Annotated in this window: 19 protein-coding genes; 9 read left to right on the top strand and 10 right to left on the bottom strand. The window is 68.4% G+C overall.

Translation table 11 applies throughout. The features are described 5' to 3' along the window. Positions 1–204 precede the first annotated feature (204 nt). Positions 205–1,173, top strand: coding sequence for a DNA-binding protein (locus tag HNR07_RS07500; protein ID WP_246420180.1), 969 nt, complete (start codon positions 205–207; stop codon positions 1,171–1,173). On the opposite strand, the gene HNR07_RS07495 is transcribed toward HNR07_RS07500, so the two are convergent. Then, positions 1,124–1,576: a pyridoxamine 5'-phosphate oxidase family protein gene (locus HNR07_RS07495; RefSeq protein ID WP_184363707.1), complete on the bottom strand. Its 453-nt coding sequence runs from the start codon at positions 1,574–1,576 to the stop codon at positions 1,124–1,126. The two genes, HNR07_RS07500 and HNR07_RS07495, sit on opposite strands and share 50 nt — an antisense overlap. A 61-nt stretch (positions 1,577–1,637) precedes the next feature. After that, positions 1,638–2,639, bottom strand: coding sequence for a helix-turn-helix domain-containing protein (locus HNR07_RS07490; protein WP_184363703.1), 1,002 nt, complete (start codon positions 2,637–2,639; stop codon positions 1,638–1,640). Positions 2,640–2,690: 51 nt separating this feature from the next. On the opposite strand from HNR07_RS07490, the gene HNR07_RS07485 reads away from it, so the two are divergent. Both HNR07_RS07485 and HNR07_RS07480 read left to right on the top strand, forming a co-directional pair. After that, a complete protein-coding gene (locus tag HNR07_RS07485) occupies positions 2,691–3,089 on the top strand; it encodes a cupin domain-containing protein (protein ID WP_184363700.1) in 399 nt (132 codons plus the stop codon). A gap of 109 nt (positions 3,090–3,198) precedes the next feature. Beyond that, positions 3,199–3,798 (top strand): DUF7691 family protein, encoded by a 600-nt coding sequence (locus tag HNR07_RS07480; RefSeq protein WP_184363696.1) that lies wholly within the window; start codon positions 3,199–3,201, stop codon positions 3,796–3,798. 79 nt (positions 3,799–3,877) lie between these two features. On the opposite strand, the gene HNR07_RS07475 is transcribed toward HNR07_RS07480, so the two are convergent. Continuing rightward, on the bottom strand, positions 3,878–4,675 hold the full coding sequence (locus tag HNR07_RS07475) for a phosphodiesterase (RefSeq protein ID WP_184363693.1): 798 nt from the start codon (positions 4,673–4,675) through the stop codon (positions 3,878–3,880). 242 nt (positions 4,676–4,917) lie between these two features. Between HNR07_RS07475 and HNR07_RS07470 the strand changes: the two genes are divergently transcribed. After that, complete coding sequence (locus tag HNR07_RS07470; protein ID WP_184363690.1) at positions 4,918–5,532, top strand: hypothetical protein; 615 nt, start codon at positions 4,918–4,920, stop codon at positions 5,530–5,532. 40 nt (positions 5,533–5,572) lie between these two features. On the opposite strand, the gene HNR07_RS07465 is transcribed toward HNR07_RS07470, so the two are convergent. From HNR07_RS07465 to HNR07_RS07450, 4 genes are all read right to left on the bottom strand, one after another. Then, positions 5,573–6,511 (bottom strand): phosphotransferase, encoded by a 939-nt coding sequence (locus tag HNR07_RS07465; RefSeq protein ID WP_184363687.1) that lies wholly within the window; start codon positions 6,509–6,511, stop codon positions 5,573–5,575. A gap of 7 nt (positions 6,512–6,518) precedes the next feature. After that, the gene (locus HNR07_RS07460) at positions 6,519–7,334 is read right to left on the bottom strand and encodes an alpha/beta fold hydrolase (protein ID WP_184363684.1); all 816 of its coding nucleotides are present in this window, start codon (positions 7,332–7,334) and stop codon (positions 6,519–6,521) included. A gap of 69 nt (positions 7,335–7,403) precedes the next feature. Then, on the bottom strand, positions 7,404–7,718 hold the full coding sequence (locus HNR07_RS07455) for a DUF397 domain-containing protein (RefSeq protein WP_184363681.1): 315 nt from the start codon (positions 7,716–7,718) through the stop codon (positions 7,404–7,406). Between the two features lie 2 nt (positions 7,719–7,720). Beyond that, entirely contained in the window at positions 7,721–8,578 is an 858-nt protein-coding gene (locus HNR07_RS07450) for a helix-turn-helix domain-containing protein (protein WP_376769972.1), read from the bottom strand. A 175-nt stretch (positions 8,579–8,753) separates the two neighbouring features. On the opposite strand from HNR07_RS07450, the gene HNR07_RS07445 reads away from it, so the two are divergent. The 4 genes from HNR07_RS07445 to HNR07_RS07430 all read left to right on the top strand — a co-directional run bounded on the left by HNR07_RS07445 (position 8,754) and on the right by HNR07_RS07430 (position 12,929). Continuing rightward, complete coding sequence (locus tag HNR07_RS07445; RefSeq protein WP_184363678.1) at positions 8,754–9,077, top strand: hypothetical protein; 324 nt, start codon at positions 8,754–8,756, stop codon at positions 9,075–9,077. Positions 9,078–9,211: 134 nt separating this feature from the next. Further along, entirely contained in the window at positions 9,212–9,976 is a 765-nt protein-coding gene (locus HNR07_RS07440) for a class I SAM-dependent DNA methyltransferase (RefSeq protein ID WP_184363675.1), read from the top strand. 109 nt (positions 9,977–10,085) lie between these two features. Then, complete coding sequence (locus HNR07_RS07435; protein ID WP_184363672.1) at positions 10,086–10,577, top strand: hypothetical protein; 492 nt, start codon at positions 10,086–10,088, stop codon at positions 10,575–10,577. Between the two features lie 165 nt (positions 10,578–10,742). Then, positions 10,743–12,929, top strand: coding sequence for a hypothetical protein (locus HNR07_RS07430; RefSeq protein ID WP_184363668.1), 2,187 nt, complete (start codon positions 10,743–10,745; stop codon positions 12,927–12,929). 164 nt (positions 12,930–13,093) lie between these two features. Here the strand turns inward: HNR07_RS07430 and HNR07_RS07425 are convergent, their stop codons facing one another. The 3 genes from HNR07_RS07425 to HNR07_RS07415 all read right to left on the bottom strand — a co-directional run bounded on the left by HNR07_RS07425 (position 13,094) and on the right by HNR07_RS07415 (position 15,846). Beyond that, complete coding sequence (locus tag HNR07_RS07425) at positions 13,094–14,185, bottom strand: hypothetical protein (protein ID WP_184363665.1); 1,092 nt, start codon at positions 14,183–14,185, stop codon at positions 13,094–13,096. Between the two features lie 204 nt (positions 14,186–14,389). After that, a complete protein-coding gene (locus tag HNR07_RS07420; protein WP_184363662.1) occupies positions 14,390–14,944 on the bottom strand; it encodes a pyridoxamine 5'-phosphate oxidase family protein in 555 nt (184 codons plus the stop codon). A 62-nt stretch (positions 14,945–15,006) separates the two neighbouring features. Then, complete coding sequence (locus HNR07_RS07415) at positions 15,007–15,846, bottom strand: TetR/AcrR family transcriptional regulator (RefSeq protein WP_184363659.1); 840 nt, start codon at positions 15,844–15,846, stop codon at positions 15,007–15,009. A gap of 82 nt (positions 15,847–15,928) precedes the next feature. On the opposite strand from HNR07_RS07415, the gene HNR07_RS07410 reads away from it, so the two are divergent. After that, the gene (locus HNR07_RS07410) at positions 15,929–18,202 is read left to right on the top strand and encodes an ATP-binding cassette domain-containing protein (protein WP_184363656.1); all 2,274 of its coding nucleotides are present in this window, start codon (positions 15,929–15,931) and stop codon (positions 18,200–18,202) included. The last annotated feature ends 26 nt before the right edge of the window (positions 18,203–18,228 follow it).

Raw genomic sequence — 18,228 nt, 5'->3', positions numbered from 1 at the left:
TAGCGCGCACCCGGGGTTTCTGATGGCAGCGCTCCTCTCAGGCTCGCCTCAAAGCTTCGTACCACTACCGTGCTCCCGGCTCCGTCCGGTGACAACCATGCGTTGGTCAAACCTTTCTTGGTCTTCTGGGCTTTGGCCCCGCAGAGCCCAGTGCCAGGATGGCGAGGTCGCAGCCGTTCAAGTCGTGGTGGGGAGGAGTCGTCGATGGGGCCCGGTCAGAGCAGAGCCGAGGACGCGGTCGCCGGGGTACGGGCCGTGAGCGCGCAGATCATCGACCAGGACACCCGTTTGGGCGCCCGTGACGTGGTGGGCACTGCAGTGCGGGCCGCTGCCCGAGCACACCGCACCGCCACAACCAGGTTCGGCGGCGACCGGGATGTCCTGGCAGCCGCCGCCGAGGCACACCAGATCTGCGGTTGGCTCGCCTTCGACTCCGAACTCCAGGGCCTGTCCCGACGCATGAGCGTGCGAGCCCTGCACCTGGCCGGAGCGGCCGGGGACCGGCCCATGGAGCACTTCGTACTCAGCCAGCTGGCCATGCAGGACGTCCATCTGCGCCAGCCGGTCGAGGCCGCGCGGATCTGTGAGAGCGCCCTGCCCGGGGCACGGGGGAGCACGGCCACCCTGTTCACCCTGCGCGCCGCCCGCGCCGCGGCGCAGACGGGCGAACACCGCCGAGCTCGGCGCCTGATCCGCGAGACCCGCGAGCGCCACCTGGACGGTCCCCGACCAGGTGATCCGGCCTGGACCTGGTGGCTGACCGGGGCGGAGATCAGCTGGCACCACGGCATGACGCACGTCGACACCGGTTCCTGGGGTCGGGCCGCCGAACACTTCGCCGAAGCCTGTCGGCGCACACCGCAGCAGGGCCGCTCGGCCGCCGTCTACCGGGCGAGCCTGCTGTGCGCCCTTGCCAGGGCGCGCTCCTGGACGGAGGCCGAGAAGGTGCTGGTGCACGACGTTCTGCCTCACCAAGACGCGGTGGCTTCGGTACGCACCCAGCGCATGCTGAACCACGCCGCCCGCCTCCTGGCCGCAGCCCGGAAAAGACCCTCCCTGCACGAGATCGCCCGCCTACTCCACCGGCCCCCTGATCAGGGAGCCGGTCGTTGCTCAGGACGGGTCAGGGCAGGGACTTGGACAGGTCCTTGGCCACGGTGCGTTCGGGGGTGAAGCGCACCAGGCAGGCGTCGTCGGCGTAGAACTGGAAGTCCGGGTGCCAGGCGCTCTCGTCATCGCCCAGGTAGCGCCGGAGCTTGCGTCTGCTCAACACCGGGTCGAAGGGCACCACTTCGGCTCTGCCGCGCATGATCACCTGCAGGAACTCCATCCGCTCCAGGTCGCAGGTGTCCACCACCACGGCCGCGCGCGCATCGCGTTCCAGGTGCTTGGACATGACCGAGTACTCCCCGGTGATCCACCACAGAACACTCTCCTCCCACAGGAACCAGACCGGTCTGACCGTGGGCGACCCGGAGGTGTTGGTAGTAGCCACCCGGGCGACCAGGGGTTGGGCGAGGAAGGCGTCGACGTCGAAGGGGTGTGCTTGCTGGGGAGTGCTCGCGGAATCGGTCACTTTTCCACACTAGGGAGTGTGTGCCGGGGGGAGAAGGGGGTCCTCGAGTCTGTGGACAACCTCAGCCCGCGGGAATAACGCCGCTGCCCGCCTGGTTCGCCGCTCGCGGTCCAAAGCGCTCGCGGTACAGGGCCGGGCTGATGCCCGTGTGCGCCCGCACGCTCGCCCGCAGGTTGGCTCCGGTGCCCAGTCCGCTGATCCGGGCGATGGCGTCGAAGCCCATCTGGCCCGCCTCGATCAGACGGCAGGCCAGCAGCACACGCTCCGAACGCAGCCAGGCCAGCGGGGTCGTGCCGAGTTCGGCGCGGAACCGGCGGTGCAGGGTCGCCTGGCTGACCGCCACCCGAGCGGCGAGGTCGGCGACGGTGAGCGGGGTGTCCAGTCGTTCCCGGGCCCATTCCAGGAGCGGTCCGAGGGAGCTGTCCGCCGTCTTCGGGACGGCCTGTGGGACGAACTGCCGCTGGCCGCCCCTGCGGTGGCCGCTGAACACCAGCCGTCGGCTGACGGTGTTGGCCACCTCCGCGCCGTGGTCGCGGCGGATCAGGTGCAGGCCCAAGTCCAGTGCGGAGGCGCTGCCCGCGGCGGTGAGCACGTCGCCCTCGTCCACGAACAGCACGTCCTGTTCCAGGCGCACGAGCGGGTACATCCGGGAGAACAGCTCCTCGAACCGCCAATGCGTGGCCGCGCGGCGCCCGTCCAGGACCCCGGCCGCCGCCAGGGTGAACGATCCGCTGCAGAAGCTGACCAGGCGTGCGCCCCGCAGGGAGGCGCGCCGCACGGCCTCGACCACCTCGGGGGCGGGCGGCACCCAGGGGTCGGGGCGGTTGGGCACGATGACCGTCTCGGCCTCCGCCACCGCCTCCAGCCCGGCCAGACCGGACATGGTGAACATACCTAGGTGGACACGGACCTCGGGGCGCGGTGAGCACACGGTGAGTTCGTACCAAGGGCGGTCGAGTTCGGGCCGACGCAGACCGAAGAGCTCGGTGGCCACGCTCATCTCGAAGGGGTTGGACCCCTCGTCGACGATCAGCGCCACCCGGTGCGAGGATTCTTGCGGCATATGCGATTCCTAGCACTTCTCGGCGGCGGAAGCCAGCGCGAGGATGGACGCATGAGCGAACGAGCGATCAGCCTGCAAGCCGCGCTGGACACCTTCGACCAGCTGTGGAGCCCGCGCGTGGTCACCCGCGTCAACGACTACGACGTGCGGGTGGTCAAGGTCCGGGGCGAGTACATCTGGCACGCCCACGAGAACACCGACGAGTTCTTCCTGCTCCTCTCCGGTGACCTGCGGATCCGGCTCCGCGAGCACGCCGGTGCCGAGGAGCGGGCGGTCACCCTGGAACAGGGTTCGGCGTTCGTGGTCCCGCGCGGCACCGAACACCGCCCCGAGTCCGACGGCGGAGCGTCGATCCTGCTGTTCGAACCCACCGGGACCCTGACCGTCGGCGACCGGCACGGGGAGGTGCCCGACCACGTGGACGCCACCACCGGGCACGCCCTGACCTGACCCGCCCCTCAGGGGTGCCCCGGTCGACACTTGACGGTTGGCGGACGCCCTCCTCCAACGCTTCACCGGCTGGCGCTGCGATGTCGTAGGCCGTCGATACTGTTCCCCCATGAGTTTCGCTTTGACGCCGTACGTGGTCGACCTCGATGTCCTGCACGCCTCCGTCGGTTCCAACGACGACAAACTCCGCCGCATGATCGGCGGCCGGTTCAAGCAGCACCTGGACTTCGACGACTCCCAGTTCGACCACGTCACCGACGAGGGCGGACCCAGCATCCGCGACGCGATCCGCGCTGTCATCGAGGGCGGCCCCTTCGACGAGCGGTACGGGTTCATGTACGGGTACGCCTACAAGTGGATTTGCGAGTTCCACGGGCGGTTCCTGGACAACAGCGACTTCTCCCCGATGAGGGCCGGCTGGCTGGAAACCGTCGACGAGGGGCTGAAGGAGCTGGGGGTGAGCGCGGTCAGCGTCACTGGACTCAGCTACGGAGGCCCTCCCTCGCCGATCCCTTCGTCTGGCATCGAGTCCGGGTGCGGCGAGTGGAGTCTCGAGGAGTGCCAGAAGGCCCTCGAACAATGGGAGGCCGTCACGGACGAAGCCAAGTCCGACCTCGACCCCTACGTGTTGGAGGCCGCGCAGTCCGCCATGGAGTGGTGCCGTACCGCTGCCACTGTCGGGCGGGGCGTCGCCGGTTTCTTCAGCTGATGCGTCCGCGGGGCCGAGGGGAGCAGGGTGGAGCACCTCGGTCAGCTGCGCCCGTCCGCCCCCGCTCAGCAGTGCGTGCTCAGTAGTGACCGATCAGGCCGCTGGTGTGGCTGACCTGGACGGTGTGGGTCACCCAGCCTCGGCCGGTTCGCTGGTGCAGGAGGAAACCGGTGGGTTCGTGCACGTAACCCATCGGGGTCTTTGCGCTCCTGACCAGTCCGCTCTGCCGGTAGGTGCTGGGCGCGGTCGTCAGCAGGCTTGCGCCGAAGGCGCTGACGGTCGGCCGGTGCACGTGGCCCGACAGGACCCGCACGACGTTCGGGTGGCGGGCGACCACCTCCTCCAGGGCTGGGCCGTCGTCGAGGCCCATGCCGTCCAGGAAGGGGATGCCGACAGGGGCGGGCGGGTGGTGCACGCAAACGAAGACCGGGACGTGGGGGCGCTGGGCAAGGGCCGAGTCCAACCAGGCCAGCTGTTCGGCGCCCAGTTTCCCCTTGGCGGAGCCGGGGATGAGGGAGTCCAGGACGATGACGGTGAGTTCGGGGTACTCCGCGAGATAGCGGGTGTCGCCGTTCTCGCTCAGGTGCGGGCTGCTCGAGAAAGCCGAACTCAGGGCCTCGCGGTCGTCGTGGTTGCCGACGGCCAGGTGCAGGGGGAGCGGGAAGTCACCGATGACCGCGCGCAGGGCGGCGTACTCGTCAGCGCGGCCGTGATCGGTGAGGTCTCCGGTGATGACCACGCAGGTGGGTCGGGGGTCCAGGGCCAGGACCCGGCTGAGCGCCCGGTGCAGTCCCCTGGCGGGTTCGGCGCCGAGTGCGCCGGTGGTCAGGTGCGGATCGCTCAGGTGGGCGACGGCTGGTGCGACAGAGGGGGTCATGTCGGCCACGCTGCCCCAGGGCCGGGTGAACAGGCAACAGGCTTTCGGGGAACAGACCGTGCCCGAACCAGAGGCGGGTTCGGGCACGGGAGGTCTCGGACGAAGGGGAGTGGTGTTGCCGCCGCACGCTCCTGGCCGGGTCTCGCGGTCCGGGCATGGACGTTCCCTGACACGCAATTGCACCGCTGTTTCCCAGCTCGGTTGGAGGATGCAGACATCAGCAACCGCAAAGGGTGAGAACCATGTTCGCGCAGTTCATCGCAGCCAAGGTGTCGGACCGGGCGGCCTACACCGAGCACATGCGGCACTGGCACCAGGAGCAGTCCGAGCGCGCCGACGGATGGCTCATGGGCATCGGCGGCGTGACGGCAGAGGGCAAGAGCGTCATGATGGTGCTGTTCGAGTCCGAGGAGCAGGCGCGCCGCAACAGCGACCGTCCCGAGCAGAGCGACTGGTGGAGGGCGCTGCTGACCTGTCTGGAGGGGACCCCCGAGGTCATCGACAGCGCCGTGGTGGACCGCTTCGGCTCCGGGGACCTGATGCAGGCGGGGTTCGTGCAGTTCATGCGGGGCCAGGTCCAGGACCAGGGGCGGGCACGGCAGCTGTCCCAGCAGATGAACGACGACTTCATGCCGATGCGCCCCGACATCATCGGTTCCGTCTGCGTGTGGTACCCGGGCGGGTTCGTCGAGGCCGTCTGCTTCACCTCCGAGGCCGAGGCCCGGCGGGGCGAGAGCCAGCCCGTCCCCGAGGGGTTCACCGAGCTCTGGGGACAGATGGAGGCGCAGACGACCAATCTGAACTACTACGACCTGACCGCGCCGGTACTGATGAGCCGGGAGCACTCCCCGGCCTGAGCGGTCGGCCGCGCCGGGCCCTCCACGGCCGGTGCCCCGTTCAGCGCCGGGAGGGGCCGGCGCGCCACTGGTCGACGGCCGGGTTCAGGTAGTCGGCCAGGGCCGGCAGCTTCGGGACGAGTTCGAGGGTGGCGATCACCCGCAGCATCCCCACGGCGTTCACGAATGCCAGCACGTCCTCGTCGAGCTCCCGTTGACCGTTGCGGCGCGCGCCGCGGTTGTAGGCGGCCTCCAGCTCCGGGCCCAGCGCGGCCAGGTCCCACTCCACCGGGCCGTAGGAGACCAGCTCGAAGTCGGCGTAGCGGTCCCCGTCCGTGGCGGCGAAGATGTTCGCGGGCGGGGAGTCACCGTGGACGGGCTGCAGGTCGATGCCGGGGAACGCCTTCTGGAACTGCTCCTGTGAGCTGGCGATCGGCTCCAGTGCCTCCCATTCGCGGCGGGCGCGTGCCAGGTCCTGCGGGGAAATGAGGTCGGGGCTCTTCTCCAACTGGGTGAGGCCGGCTGAGAGGGAGTGCGGTTCGGCCGCGCCCAGGAACGTCAGCTGGCCGGGGTAGTCGCGCAGGGCGGCGTGCAGGGTGGCGGTGCTCTCGGCGTTGGCCGCGTAGTCGGGTTCCTTGTCGTGGTTCTCCGCCACGTACTCCCAGAAGGTGATGGAGAACCCGTCGCGCTGGACGGGTTCGCGGGGAACGAGCGGGCTGGGCGGCAGGACCGGAACGCCCTGCTCGGCCAACCACCGGGTCACGTCCAGCTCCGAACGCTGGCGTCGGGAGACGGCGTCCGGGGTCACCGAGTCGGGCAGGACGGTGGGGACGCGGGCCACCACGGGTGCGGGTTCGAGGTGCACGACCACGGAGAACAGGTCGTGCAGCAGGCGGGGCTCGGTCACCGTGAGCCCGAGCTCGCGCCCGGCCGCGACGGCGGCGGCCACCGCGGCGGAGGTGCGCTCGGCGAGCTGTTCCGGGGTGAGGAATGCGGTCATCGGATGATCATTCCACGCCCAGGAGGGCGGTGGATGCCATCTGCCGTGCCGTGTCGGCCCGGTCGAGCCAGTCACGGAGGAGCGCCCCGACCACCTCGGGCTGTTCGAGGTGCGCGTTGTGCCCGGCGGAGTCCAGGGTGACGAAGCTCCCGCGGGTGTAGTGGTTCCGCAGCGCAAGGCCGTCCTCGGACCCGACCACCTGGTCCTGGCGGCCGAAGAGGTGCAACGACGGGGCGTCGAAGGGTCCCGAAGCGTCGGCCTCCGGCGCGGGCGCTTGCGTGTAGCGCGCGCCGATCCGTTCCAGGACCTGCTGGTTCGCGCCGCGCAGGCCCGGAAGGACGAATCGCTGGAAACGCTCCAGGGCGTCGGAGGTGTGCACCACCGCCACCCCGGAGAACTCATCCCGAGCCTCACCAGCGCGCTCAAGGACATCGGCGTCGTGGAGGATGACCCGGTGCTCCGGAAGCTGGCGCAGCGTGTGGTCAGCCTGGAAGACCCCGGCGAGTGTTGCCAGGCCAAGGCACTGAGCACGAAGCGCGTGCGCGACGTGGCGGGCGATGATCGCACCGAACGAATTGCCCACGACGGCGAAGTCGCCTTCGCCGACGATCTCCCGGACTTCGGCGAGGACCGCGTCGGCGAGTTCGCCAGGAGTCCGCTCCCCGGTGTCGTCAGCGCCTTCGGCCCACGGAAGGTCCAGGTACATCCGCTTCCAGGACCGCCCCTGGAGCATGTCCTCGAGCGGGAGCAGAATCCGGTGGTCGACCCCGAACCCGTGGATGACGATGAGTGGTGTGCCTTCTCCATGAACCTGAGCGATCATCGCTCGAACCTACCGGCTGCGGCCGGTGGTGGGCTGGGGGATCGACCCACCACCGAGCAGCGCTCAGAGTCAGGAGCGGGGTGCCTCAGCAGCGACCAACCGCGCGAAGGTGGTCCACTCACTGGCCCCGACAGGGAGGAATCCCAGGTGGGGGTACTTGGAGTCACGGATAGCAGCTCCGGTGGGCAGGTCCGCGACCTCTACACAGTTCTCTCCGCCAGAGGAATAGGAGGACTTCCGGAAGGAAGGGGCCACCTGGGCGACCTCTACACAGTTGTCTCCACCGGTGGAGTAGGAGGATTTCCGGAAGTTGAGGATGGGCGCGATCTCCACGCAGTTCTCTCCGCTGGTGGAGTAGGAGGACTTGCGGAACTCCAGCAACATGTTCAGGCTCGCTTGTCGTGCTCGGCGGCGATGGAACCGATGAGGTCGAGTGACCTCTGCGGGTCCAGTGCCAGGTTCTGGACGGCGTCAAAGATCAGTGCGTGCTTGTCGAAGTAATCTTCGTCCTCAACGTACAGCGCCTCCACCACAGTAGGGATTGAGACTATGCCCGGCTCTGGACGAGGGAAATCGAACAGGGTGAAAGCACCGTCGACTGCAGGGTGAGCCCCGGATTCATCAGCGATCACTAGCAGTGTCACCTTGTAGTGCGCTGCCATCCCGATCAAGAAGCGCAGCTGTTCTGCCATGATGCTGTGCGAGCCCACAACCTTGCGTAGCGCAGGCTCATCAATGACTGCCGTCAGCTGTGGCCCTTGCGGTAGGTCCAGTACCGCTCTACGAGCCATCCGTGATTCCACTTTGCGGTCGATCTGTTCGGGCGGAACAACTTGGCTGGCCAAGGAGACAGCAGCGGCATAATCCGGCGTTTGCAGCAAGCCGGGAATGAGAACGACCTCGTATGTCCGAATTCGGACTGCTTCCGCTTCCAGGTCAGGCAGTGCCCCTGGAAAAAGGTCAGCGTATTTGTGCCAATCGCTGCGCCCGCGAGCCTCCTCGGCCAGACTGAGAAGATGCGCGCGGTCGTCACCCTCCACCCCGTAGAGGTCAAGCAGAGCCTCGATCTCGTCGCGCTTGGGGAACTTCCACTCATTGCGTTCGATGCGGGTGAGCCGAGCTCCCGAGGTCCATCCCATGCTCTTCGCCACCTCTGTGGCCGTGAGCTCTCGCGTCTCGCGCAATCTCCGGAGTGCTGCCGACAATCGACGCCGACGCACGCCTGGCGACTGGCTCGCAGTCACGTGGACCCCCGCTCTCTTTGCTGTCTGGGTGTTTCGATCGTAGACCCAGCTTGGTCTAGAAAAAATCTTTGCGCACAAGCAAAAATAGCTTGAGATCTTTGCGCGCAAGAACGATACTGAAGTCAGTCGCGCACCTCTACCTGGTGCCAACTCCTCTCTGCAAGGAGCTGACTTCATGGCGTCATCTACCGCTGCCTGCATCTCGAGCGAGGCCTACACCGAGGTCGTCCAGGTCATCCAGGGTGGTGAGCCCGACGAGGACGGCATGCCGCTGGCCGGTCTGATCTCCCCGTTCGCCTCGACCCTGCGGAACCAGCGCTGCGCCTGCACCTGCGCCCCGCTGCCCTACGGGTTCTGGGAGATGCTGGACCGCCTCAACCCCTACGGCTACAAGAGCGACATCTGGCTGCGTGTCCTCATCGCCGACGCGAAGGCGCCCCCGCTGCCCGAGGGAGCCACGCTCATCGACACCAGGCGGGTGACGTACCAGATCGCATGAGACCCAACGACCATGTGAGTCGGCGGCACCACCACGTTACGGTGGTGCCGCCCGTTCGCATGGCCGCGCCAAAGCACGGGGTTCAGGGCGGAAAACCCGTTGGCCTCAGGGGGCCGGGGAACCACAATGCCCTCATGGTTGATCGACACTTCTCCGTTCCGAACCTGGCCGAGCTGTACGACTATTTCAGCCATTGGCAGGTCTCTCCACAGGACGACTTCTACCTCGACCTCGTCATGAACTCCCGCTCCGTCCTGGACGTGGGGTGCGGTACCGGCAAGATCCTGCGGGTGGCGCGCGAGCGCGGGCACACCGGACGACTGGTGGGTCTGGACCCGGCCAACGCGATGCTGGACGTGGCCAACAAGGACCGGGACGACGTCGAGTGGACCCTGGGCGACCTGGTCTCGGGCCCCTACGACGGGGAAGCCGAACCGCTGGAGGAAGGCGGGTTCGATCTCATCTTCATGTCCGGGCACGCCTTCCAGGTGTTCCTCACCGACGACGATGTGCGCGCCAACCTGACCGCCGCTCGGCGCCTGCTGGCCGAGGACGGACGGTTCGTGTTCGAGACGCGCAACCCCGCCGCACGTGGCTGGGAGGCCTGGAGCCCCGAGCGAGTGCGCACCGTGGACGGCCCCGGCGGGCTCAAGGCGACCTGCGTGCACCGCCTGCGCGAGGTGGCGGGCGAGCTGGTCACCTTCACCTCCGACTACAGCGTCGAGGGTTGGGGCGAACCCGAGGTCATTCACAGCACCCTGCGCTTCCTGGACGCAGATCGCCTGAACGCCTTCCTCGCCGAGGCCGGGCTGGAGGTGAGCGCCCAGTACGGCTACTGGGACCGCAGCCCGCTCACCGACACCAGCACGGAGATCATCACCTTCTCCCGCGCCGCCTGATCTGTTTCCTGGGCTGTCCTCCGCCGCCGTGCTCTGGCGTGAGGTGCACGGGCCGATACAGTCCCTGTGCACAGTGCCAAAGAGAAGTGAGAAGCGAGAGGGTGGCCTCGTGGAGCCCGATAAGGGAACCGGTGACCTGATTACTCTCAAGGCCTGGGCCGAGCAGTGCGGGTACAGCCACAGTTACGTCGTTCAGGTCATGCCTCGCTACTACCCCGGTTTCCCTGCCCCCGAGCAGACCCGTCGGGGAGCCACGGCCAACGGCGGTGGGGGTGGTAGCAACCTCTATGACCCGGTCAAGCTCGAACCCTTTCGGCCCCGGGGGCCCGACCCCGTCGAGGTGGCGGAAGAACACCTGAACAAGCAGGTCACCCTCGGCGGGTTCGCCAGGTTGATCGGCGTCAACGACCGAAGCGTCACCCAGATCAAGGACCAAAGGCCCGACACCCTGCCACCCACCGCTGGCGGCTCACGGCACTGGTATCCGCGAGCCCGCTACTTCGTGCGCGACCTGCTCTTGATGTGGAACAGCCGCCCCGGACACGGATCTGGCTCGGACAAACGCCGCCCCGTCATGCCCTGGCACACCCCGACCCCTTGATCGGGTACGCCTCTTGAGGGGCCGCCCGTCGCGTGGGCTGATCTAGCCCGCCCAGGAACGGAGGGCAGGGGTCGCGACCGGTGTGCCACACCCCCCGTAGGGGCTGTCTGAACGCTCTCGCTAGGGTCATCCCGACCGGACGGCACTCGGGGTGGAAAGCGTGACATGGCAGAGCGATCGGAACCCGAGCGACCCCCGAAGCCTCCGCTGGCGCAGCGTGATCTGACCCCCGACCCAGGGTTGCCCTCGCTGCCACACCCGAGTGTGTACGTGCTGGTTCTCGCGATCTTCGCGGTTCCCCTACTGCCCTGGGCGCTGATCGCCGCGCTGGTGGCGCCGGGATTCGTCGCCGACAACGGTGTGTTCATCGACGGTGAGCCGTGGCTGTTCACGCCGCTCGGCGAGCTGGTTCCCGCATGGGTGTTCTGGGCGGTGGGCCTGGGCCTTGCGATGACCGTGGCTCTTTCCTGGGGAACGGCCGCTCGGCTTCTTACGGACGCGACCATGGGGCGTGTGCCGCGGATCGGCCCGGCGTTGACGAGGTCGCTGCAAGGGCTGCCCCTGACGCTGGGCGCTGCCGCGCTGACCGGCACGGTGCTGTATGGAGCCGACCGCGCGTTGCTGACGGTGTTCGAGGACGTCCCCGGGTTCTGGCGCTACTTCCTGGGCACGGTGTTCCTGGCCTACCTGGCACCGCTCTGGTACCCGAGCGTGTTCGCGCATGTGGGCGAGGGGACGGTGTGGGGAAGCCAGAGCTGGTCCCGCTTGCGTCAGGCAGGGCTGCTCACCGGATGGGAGTCTGTGGGCTGGGTCCTGCTCGCACCGCTGGGCGCGTTGCCTCCGGTACTCATGCTGAACCACGCGCTCTCCCTTCCGTGGGTGCTGTTCGGCTCCCTGACCGCCCTGCTGGCACTGGCCTCGGCGTTGGTCGGGTTCACCTTCGCCGCCTTGCGTACCCGGACCAGTTTTCCCGTCCCCGAACCCCTGGTGACACCGAAGGTGTGGGGCAGCACGGCCGGGGTGCTCGTGGCCTGTGTGATCCTGCCCGCCGGTGTGTACGCCCAGGCGCAACCGGACGATCGCGGGCAGGGTCCGACCATGGAACGGGAGTCGACCAACTTCAGGCTCGGTGCCTTGCCGCAGACCTTCCACCTACCGAAGGACGGGGCCTACGCCGTCGTCGGGGAGAGCCTGTTCCTCTGCGAGGACAACAGGTGCGCGGACATCGCTGACGGTGCCAGGTGGACCAGCTCGGAGGGAGGACCGACGACACCGGACCCGATCGCCGTCGGGGTGTCGGGCAACGCGGTCGTCACCGCTTCCCTGCCGGACACGCGTGGGGACGAAGGTTACGCCGACGGTTCGGTGGTGCTGGAGAACGTGTGTGTCGAGACGATGCCCTGTGCTCTCGGCGGCCCCTGGGAGTTGGAGGCGGCTGCCGAGCCGGAGGGAAGGTGGAACCTGCGGGAGCAGCCGGAGTTCGAGTCCACCGAGCGCACCTGGCAGGGGGAGACCGAGCTCTGGGGAACGGTCAGCGGCGAGCACACACTGGTGGTCGCCACCCTGCCCGTCTCCACCAGCTCCGACGATGCGCACCTGACCCTGTACGGATGCCTGACGCAGGGGTGCTCCGAACCCTTCTCCGCGGTGCTGGACGTGTTGGGGTCCCACCAGCTGAATGACCGCGAGCTCGCCCGGCGCCAGGATCCCGGTGCTCTGAGCCGGAACTACCCGGGACTGGTGGACGCGGCGATCTCCTCCGAGGGAGATCGGGTCAGCGTCACCGTCAGCGAGCCTGCGAACGGGGCTGTGACCCTGTACAGCTGCGAACTACCCGGATGCGATCAGGTTACCGAGACTGAGCTGGTCGCCGCCTCCGCCGCCAGCACGATTGAGAGCCTCGGGCAGTCCAGCGCGAACACGCACATAGGCGCTTCGGTGGAGGTGCGCCCGGACAGGACCCCGGTGGTGGTGTACCTGGACCGTACGGACGGATCGGTGCAGTTGGTGGACTGCGGCGATGGCGCGTGCTCGGACTTCACGACGATCGAGTTGTTCGGCCCCTCCTGGGAACGAACCCCGCCCGCCTTGGCCCTGGATTCGGCCGGGCTGCCGCAGATCGCGACCCATGACGTGGCCTCACGGGAGCTGGTCTACCTGGCGTGCGCGGACGCGGAATGCGCGGAGTACGAGCGGTCCGTGGTGGACAACATCCCGGTACGCCCCGGGTGGGTGGCGCTGGAACTGGATGAGCGGGACCGTCCTCACCTGGCCTGGTACCGGAATCCCGGCGGGCGCGAGGACGGCACGGTGGAGGTCGCACGCTGCGAGCAGGCCCACTGCGCGGGCTGAACCCGGCCGGACCGCGTCGTTCCAGGAACCCGCCCGGCAGCCTTCCGAGAGCCGGCGTGCCGGGGGGGCGGGCCTGGCCTCGATTGCGAACGCTGATACATGGCGCCCATGGCCGCCCCGGAGAGGTTTTCGCGCTCCTCGGGGGTGCCGTATGTGAGTGTGCGCTAGTGGTTGACCGCGTACAGGCGGGCACCCTCGCAGGGCACGCCGGGGGAGGGCTGTTCCGGGCTGGCCTCACCCATCCCGTCGGGCACACAGGCGACCGCGATGGCGATGCCGTTGTCCTGCTCGTCCGCTTCCTCGACCGGGACGGAGACCAACGGGATGGTGCCCAGGCCGGGCGGGCCACGGTGGTAGTCGGTCGCCAGGGCGGTGAAGGGGCCCTCGTCCACGGCCTCCACGTCGAGGAGGCCGCGGTGGAGGCTGCTGGTGAGCGGCGCTTCGGTGAGGTCCTCGTCGAAGGCCCGCCGGTTGCCGGTGGTCCGCTCACCGGTGTCGAAGCGGAAGATGCTGGAGGAGTTGTTTCCGCAGTTTCCGAGGACGACCTCCTGATCTGAGGCGTACTCCAGGTCCCCCTGGCAGTCGAGCAGCAGAACGCTGTCCAGGAAGTCGCCGTCCTGGGTCAGCCGGATGAGACCGCCCTCGAAGTGCAGGATCAGGTGGTCTTCGGTGGCGCTGGCCGAGCGCAGGCCGGTTCCGAGGAAACCGATCCGCTCGCGTTCCTCGGGTTCCCCTGAGGCGGCCTCCTCGTGGAGGTCCTTGGTCCACAGCAACTCACCGGTGGCGGGATCCACCATGCGCAGCAGGGTGTTCTCGGCGTACAGGAGTCCGGCGGGGGTGGCCACCGCGTGGAAGTCTCCGGTTCTGCTCCGGCTGTCGTCGGTGGGCACGGTGCCGGTCGCCGGGTGGGACAGCATGGAGTAGCCCATGAAGAAGTAGTCGCCTTCCAGCGGAAGCGACCAGCGCAGTTCACCGCCGGACTCGCATTCGGTCCGGTCGTTGGCGGCGGGGTCGTCACCGCTCGGATCTTCCATCCCGTCCGCTCCTTCGATTCCTTCGCCCGGCAAGCACAGCTGTGCTTCGTCGGGGCTGATCTCGGAGCTGGTGGGGGAGTATCCGTGCTCCTCCAGGTAAATGACCCCCGAATCGGGGCGGGGGCCAGCGGCGGGAGCGTCCTCGGGAAGCACCGAGCAGGCGGTGGCGGTCAGGACGGAAAGGGCCAGCAGTACGCAGGGGAGTGGAGAGGGACGGGGCATGCGAGGCAGAATATCCATGCCGGTTCGCCGTCCGGCCTTCGGGAGGAGGTGCCCGTGTTCTTCTTCTACAACAGCCGCTGGGGCTGTGTGACGTCCCTGCTGGTCTCGGCAGCTGTGACCTTGCTGCTGCTGTACCTGCTGGGCTGGATCTGACTCGGCCCGGCCCCAGGAGCCCCTCCCTAGGGATCTTCCTGGCGAAGGCGCTCATCCCGGGACCCCGGGGAGTCCGTCGATGCTGGCGGCGTTGCGTTCGCGCCAGTAGTCGTCGAAGTACTGCGGGTCGCGGCGCTCCTGGGCGCGGTCCAGGATGTCGCGGTCACCACGCAGGTCCATCAGAGGCACGGACCACCCGCAGGAGTCCGAGATCCGTTGGACGTCCACGACGATCACCGAGCGCTGGCCGAGGGTGCGCTCCTTGGTGAAGTGTGCGCGCAGTTCGGCGAACTCGGGGTCGGCGGGCAGGACGGCGCGGCCGCGACTGTGCAGGCGGACGATGTTGGGCGGCCCCTCGAAGGCGCAGAACATCAGCACGACGCGGCCGTTCTCGCGTAGGTGGGCGATGGTCTCGGTGCCCGATCCGGTGTAGTCGAGGTAGGCCACGCGGTGCGGGTCCAGGACGGCGAAAGTGCCGCCCATGCCCTTGGGGGAGACGTTGACGTGGCCGTCGGCATCCAGGGGCGCGGTGCCGACGAAGAACACCGGTTGGTCCAGGAGGAACCGTTCCAGTCGGGGTTCGATGGAGTCGTGGATCTTTCCCATGGCGGTCAGTCTGGCACGCGGGTCTTCCCCGGGCCCAGGGCTTATTCGTCCGCGCGCTCCGTTCACCCGCCCGCTGCTGCGGTGTCGATGCGGTGCTGCACGCCGTCCAGCAGGGCGTCGAGGCCGAACTGGAAGGACTCCCAGGCCTCCCGTTCGAGGTAGGGCTGCTCGGGGTCGGTGTTGTCGAAGGCTCCGCTCGCGGACATCAGGGTCAGGGTGGGAAAGCGCTCGGCGAAGTCGTCGGCGGCCTCCTCCAGCTGGGCGGAGCGGGCGTACCACCACTCGTCCTCGGGCACTCCGGTGACGGTTTCGGACTGGCGGGCCTCGGCGGCGGTGCGGACCATGCCGCGGAGCAGGTTGAGGATGCTGCCGTAGGCGCCGCTGATGGCCTTGGGCGGTAGTCCGGCGCGGTGCAGCACCGTGGCCAGGGACTCGTAGAGCCGGTACTCGTTGGGGCCCAGCACCGGGCGGGCCTGGGAGATCTCCAGGTGCCAGGGGTGGCGCAGGTAGAAGCGCCACAGGTCGCCGGCCTGGGCCAGGACCTGTTCGCGCCATCCGGTCTTGTCGGTGGCGGTCTCTAGGCTCGGGGTGTGGGGCGACGGTTCCTCCCACTCGCGGACCAGTTCGGCGAGGGCGTGGTCGTACATGAGGTCGATGAGTTCGTTCTTGCTGGCCACGTAGGTGTACAGGGACATGGCGGTACGGCCCAGGCGTTCGCCCACGGCGCGCATGGACAGGGCCTGCATGCCCTCGGTGTCGGCGACCCCGATGGCGGTCTCCACGACCAGGTCCACGCTCAGCTGCGATTTGGGGCCGGGTCCGGTGCGTTCGGCCGCTTCGCCGTCGCGCCACAGCAGGGCCATGGAGCGGCGCGGGTCACCCTGCCCGGCGTAGATCACCACTTGCATCTCCTTACGGAATAAACTAATGTTCGCTGGCTGTTAGTTTACCGCATAAGGATTTCTTCGGACCCTGAGGAGCAGCTTGTCTTCCGAATCCACCACCACGGCGGACACCCACGACACCATCCAGGTCCGCGGGGCCAGGGAGAACAACCTCGACAACGTCTCCGTCGACATCCCCAAGCGGAGGCTGAGCGTCTTCACCGGGCTGTCCGGCTCCGGTAAGTCCTCGCTGGTCTTCGGTACGATCGCCGCCGAGTCCCAGCGGCTCATCAACGAGACCTATACGGCTTTCCTGCAGTCCTTCATGCCCAGCGTGGGCCGCCCCGACGTGGACTCGCTGCGCAACCTCAGCGCGGCGATCATCGTGGACCAGGAGCGCATGGGCGCCAACTCGCGCTCCACGGTCGGCACCGCCACCGACGCCCACGCCATGCTGCGCATCGTCTACAGCCGGGCGGGCACCCCGCGCCTGGAGCCCTCCAGCGCCTTCAGCTTCAACAACTCCGAGGGCATGTGCCCCGAGTGCGAGGGCCTGGGCCGCACCAACCAGGTCGACCTCGCAGAGCTCTACGACCGCGACCTGTCCCTGAACGAGGGCGCCATCACCGTCCCCGGGTTCGCGGTGGACAGCTGGTACTGGCAGATCTTCGCGAACTCGGGGCTGCTGGACGCGGACAAGAAGCTGCGCGACTACACCGACCAGGAGTGGCAGGACTTCCTGCACAAGCCGATCACCAAGGTCAAGGTCGGCACCAGCAACCTGACCTACGAGGGCCTGGTCCCCAAGATCAAGCGGACCTACCTGGCCAAGGACCGCGAGAAGATGCAGTCCGCCATCCGCGCCTTCGTGGACCGGGCCGTGGTCTTCTCGGTCTGCCCCGAGTGCGCGGGCACCAGGCTCAACGCCGCCGCCCGGGAGGTCAAGGTCAACGGGCGCACCATCACCGAGTGCGCCTCCATGCAGATCAGCGATCTGGCCGAGTTCGTCCGCGAGATCGACGAAGCGGCCGTCAAACCGCTCGTGGACACCCTCGGCCACACCCTGGAATCGCTGGTGGAGGTGGGGCTGGGCTACCTCAGCCTGGACCGGGAGTCGGGCACGCTGTCCGGCGGTGAGGCCCAGCGGGTCAAGATGGTGCGTCACCTGGGCTCCAGCCTCAGCGACGTCACCTACGTCTTCGACGAGCCCACGGTAGGCCTGCACCCGCACGACATCGAGCGGATGAACAACCTCCTGCTCAGCCTGCGCGACAAGGGCAACACCGTGCTGGTGGTCGAGCACAAGCCCGAGACCATCGCCATCGCCGACCACGTCGTGGACTTGGGCCCGGGCGCCGGACCCACCGGGGGCACCGTCACCTACACCGGCGACGTGGCCGGGCTGCGCGCCTCGGGCACCCTCACCGGCGACCACCTGGACCACCGGGCCCGGCTGCGGGAGAGCGTGCGCACCCCCAGCGGGACCATCCCCATCCGCGGGGCCAGCACCCACAACCTCCAGGACGTGTCCGTGGACATCCCCCTGGGCGTGCTGACCGTGGTCACCGGGGTGGCGGGTTCAGGCAAGAGCTCGCTCATCCACGGGGCGCTGCCCGGCCGCGAGGGCGTCGTGGTCGTCGACCAGTCCGCCATCCGGGGTTCGCGCCGCTCCAACCCGGCCACCTACACCGGGCTGCTGGACCCGGTCCGCACCGCCTTCGCCCGTGCCAACAAGGTGAAGCCCTCCCTGTTCAGCGCGAACTCCGAGGGGGCGTGCCCCGAGTGCAAGGGCGCCGGGGTGATCTACACCGACCTGGCCATGATGGCCGGGGTCGCCTCCACCTGCGAGCAGTGCGAGGGGCGCCGGTTCAAGACCGAGGTGCTCGAACACAAGCTGCGCGGCAAGGACATCAGCCAGGTCCTGGCCATGTCCATGGTGGAGGCGCGCGACTTCTTCACCTCCGGCCAGGCCCGCACCATCCTGGACCGGATGTACGACGTCGGCCTGGGCTACCTGGGGCTGGGCCAGCCGCTGACGACTCTGTCCGGCGGTGAGCGCCAGCGCCTGAAGCTGGCCATCTCCATGGCCAAGAAGGGCGCGGTGTACGTGCTGGACGAGCCCACCACCGGCCTGCACCTGGCCGACGTGGACCGGCTGCTGGCGCTGCTGGACCGGCTGGTGCGGGACGGTAACACGGTGGTGGTGATCGAGCACCACCAGGCGGTCATGGCCCACGCCGACCACCTGATCGACCTGGGCCCGGGCGCCGGACACGACGGCGGCCGGGTGGTCTTCGAGGGCACCCCGGCCGAACTGGTGGAGCGGGGCCAGACCCTGACCGCCCGCCACCTGCGCACCTACCTGGGGCTGTAGGAGTCAGGCGCCAGGACCAACGCGTA

This window comes from Nocardiopsis metallicus, from assembly GCF_014201115.1.
GTDB lineage: Bacteria > Actinomycetota > Actinomycetes > Streptosporangiales > Streptosporangiaceae > Nocardiopsis > Nocardiopsis metallicus.
Note: the sequence above shows the minus strand (reverse complement) of the source record. Positions and strands in the feature narration are given on the sequence as shown.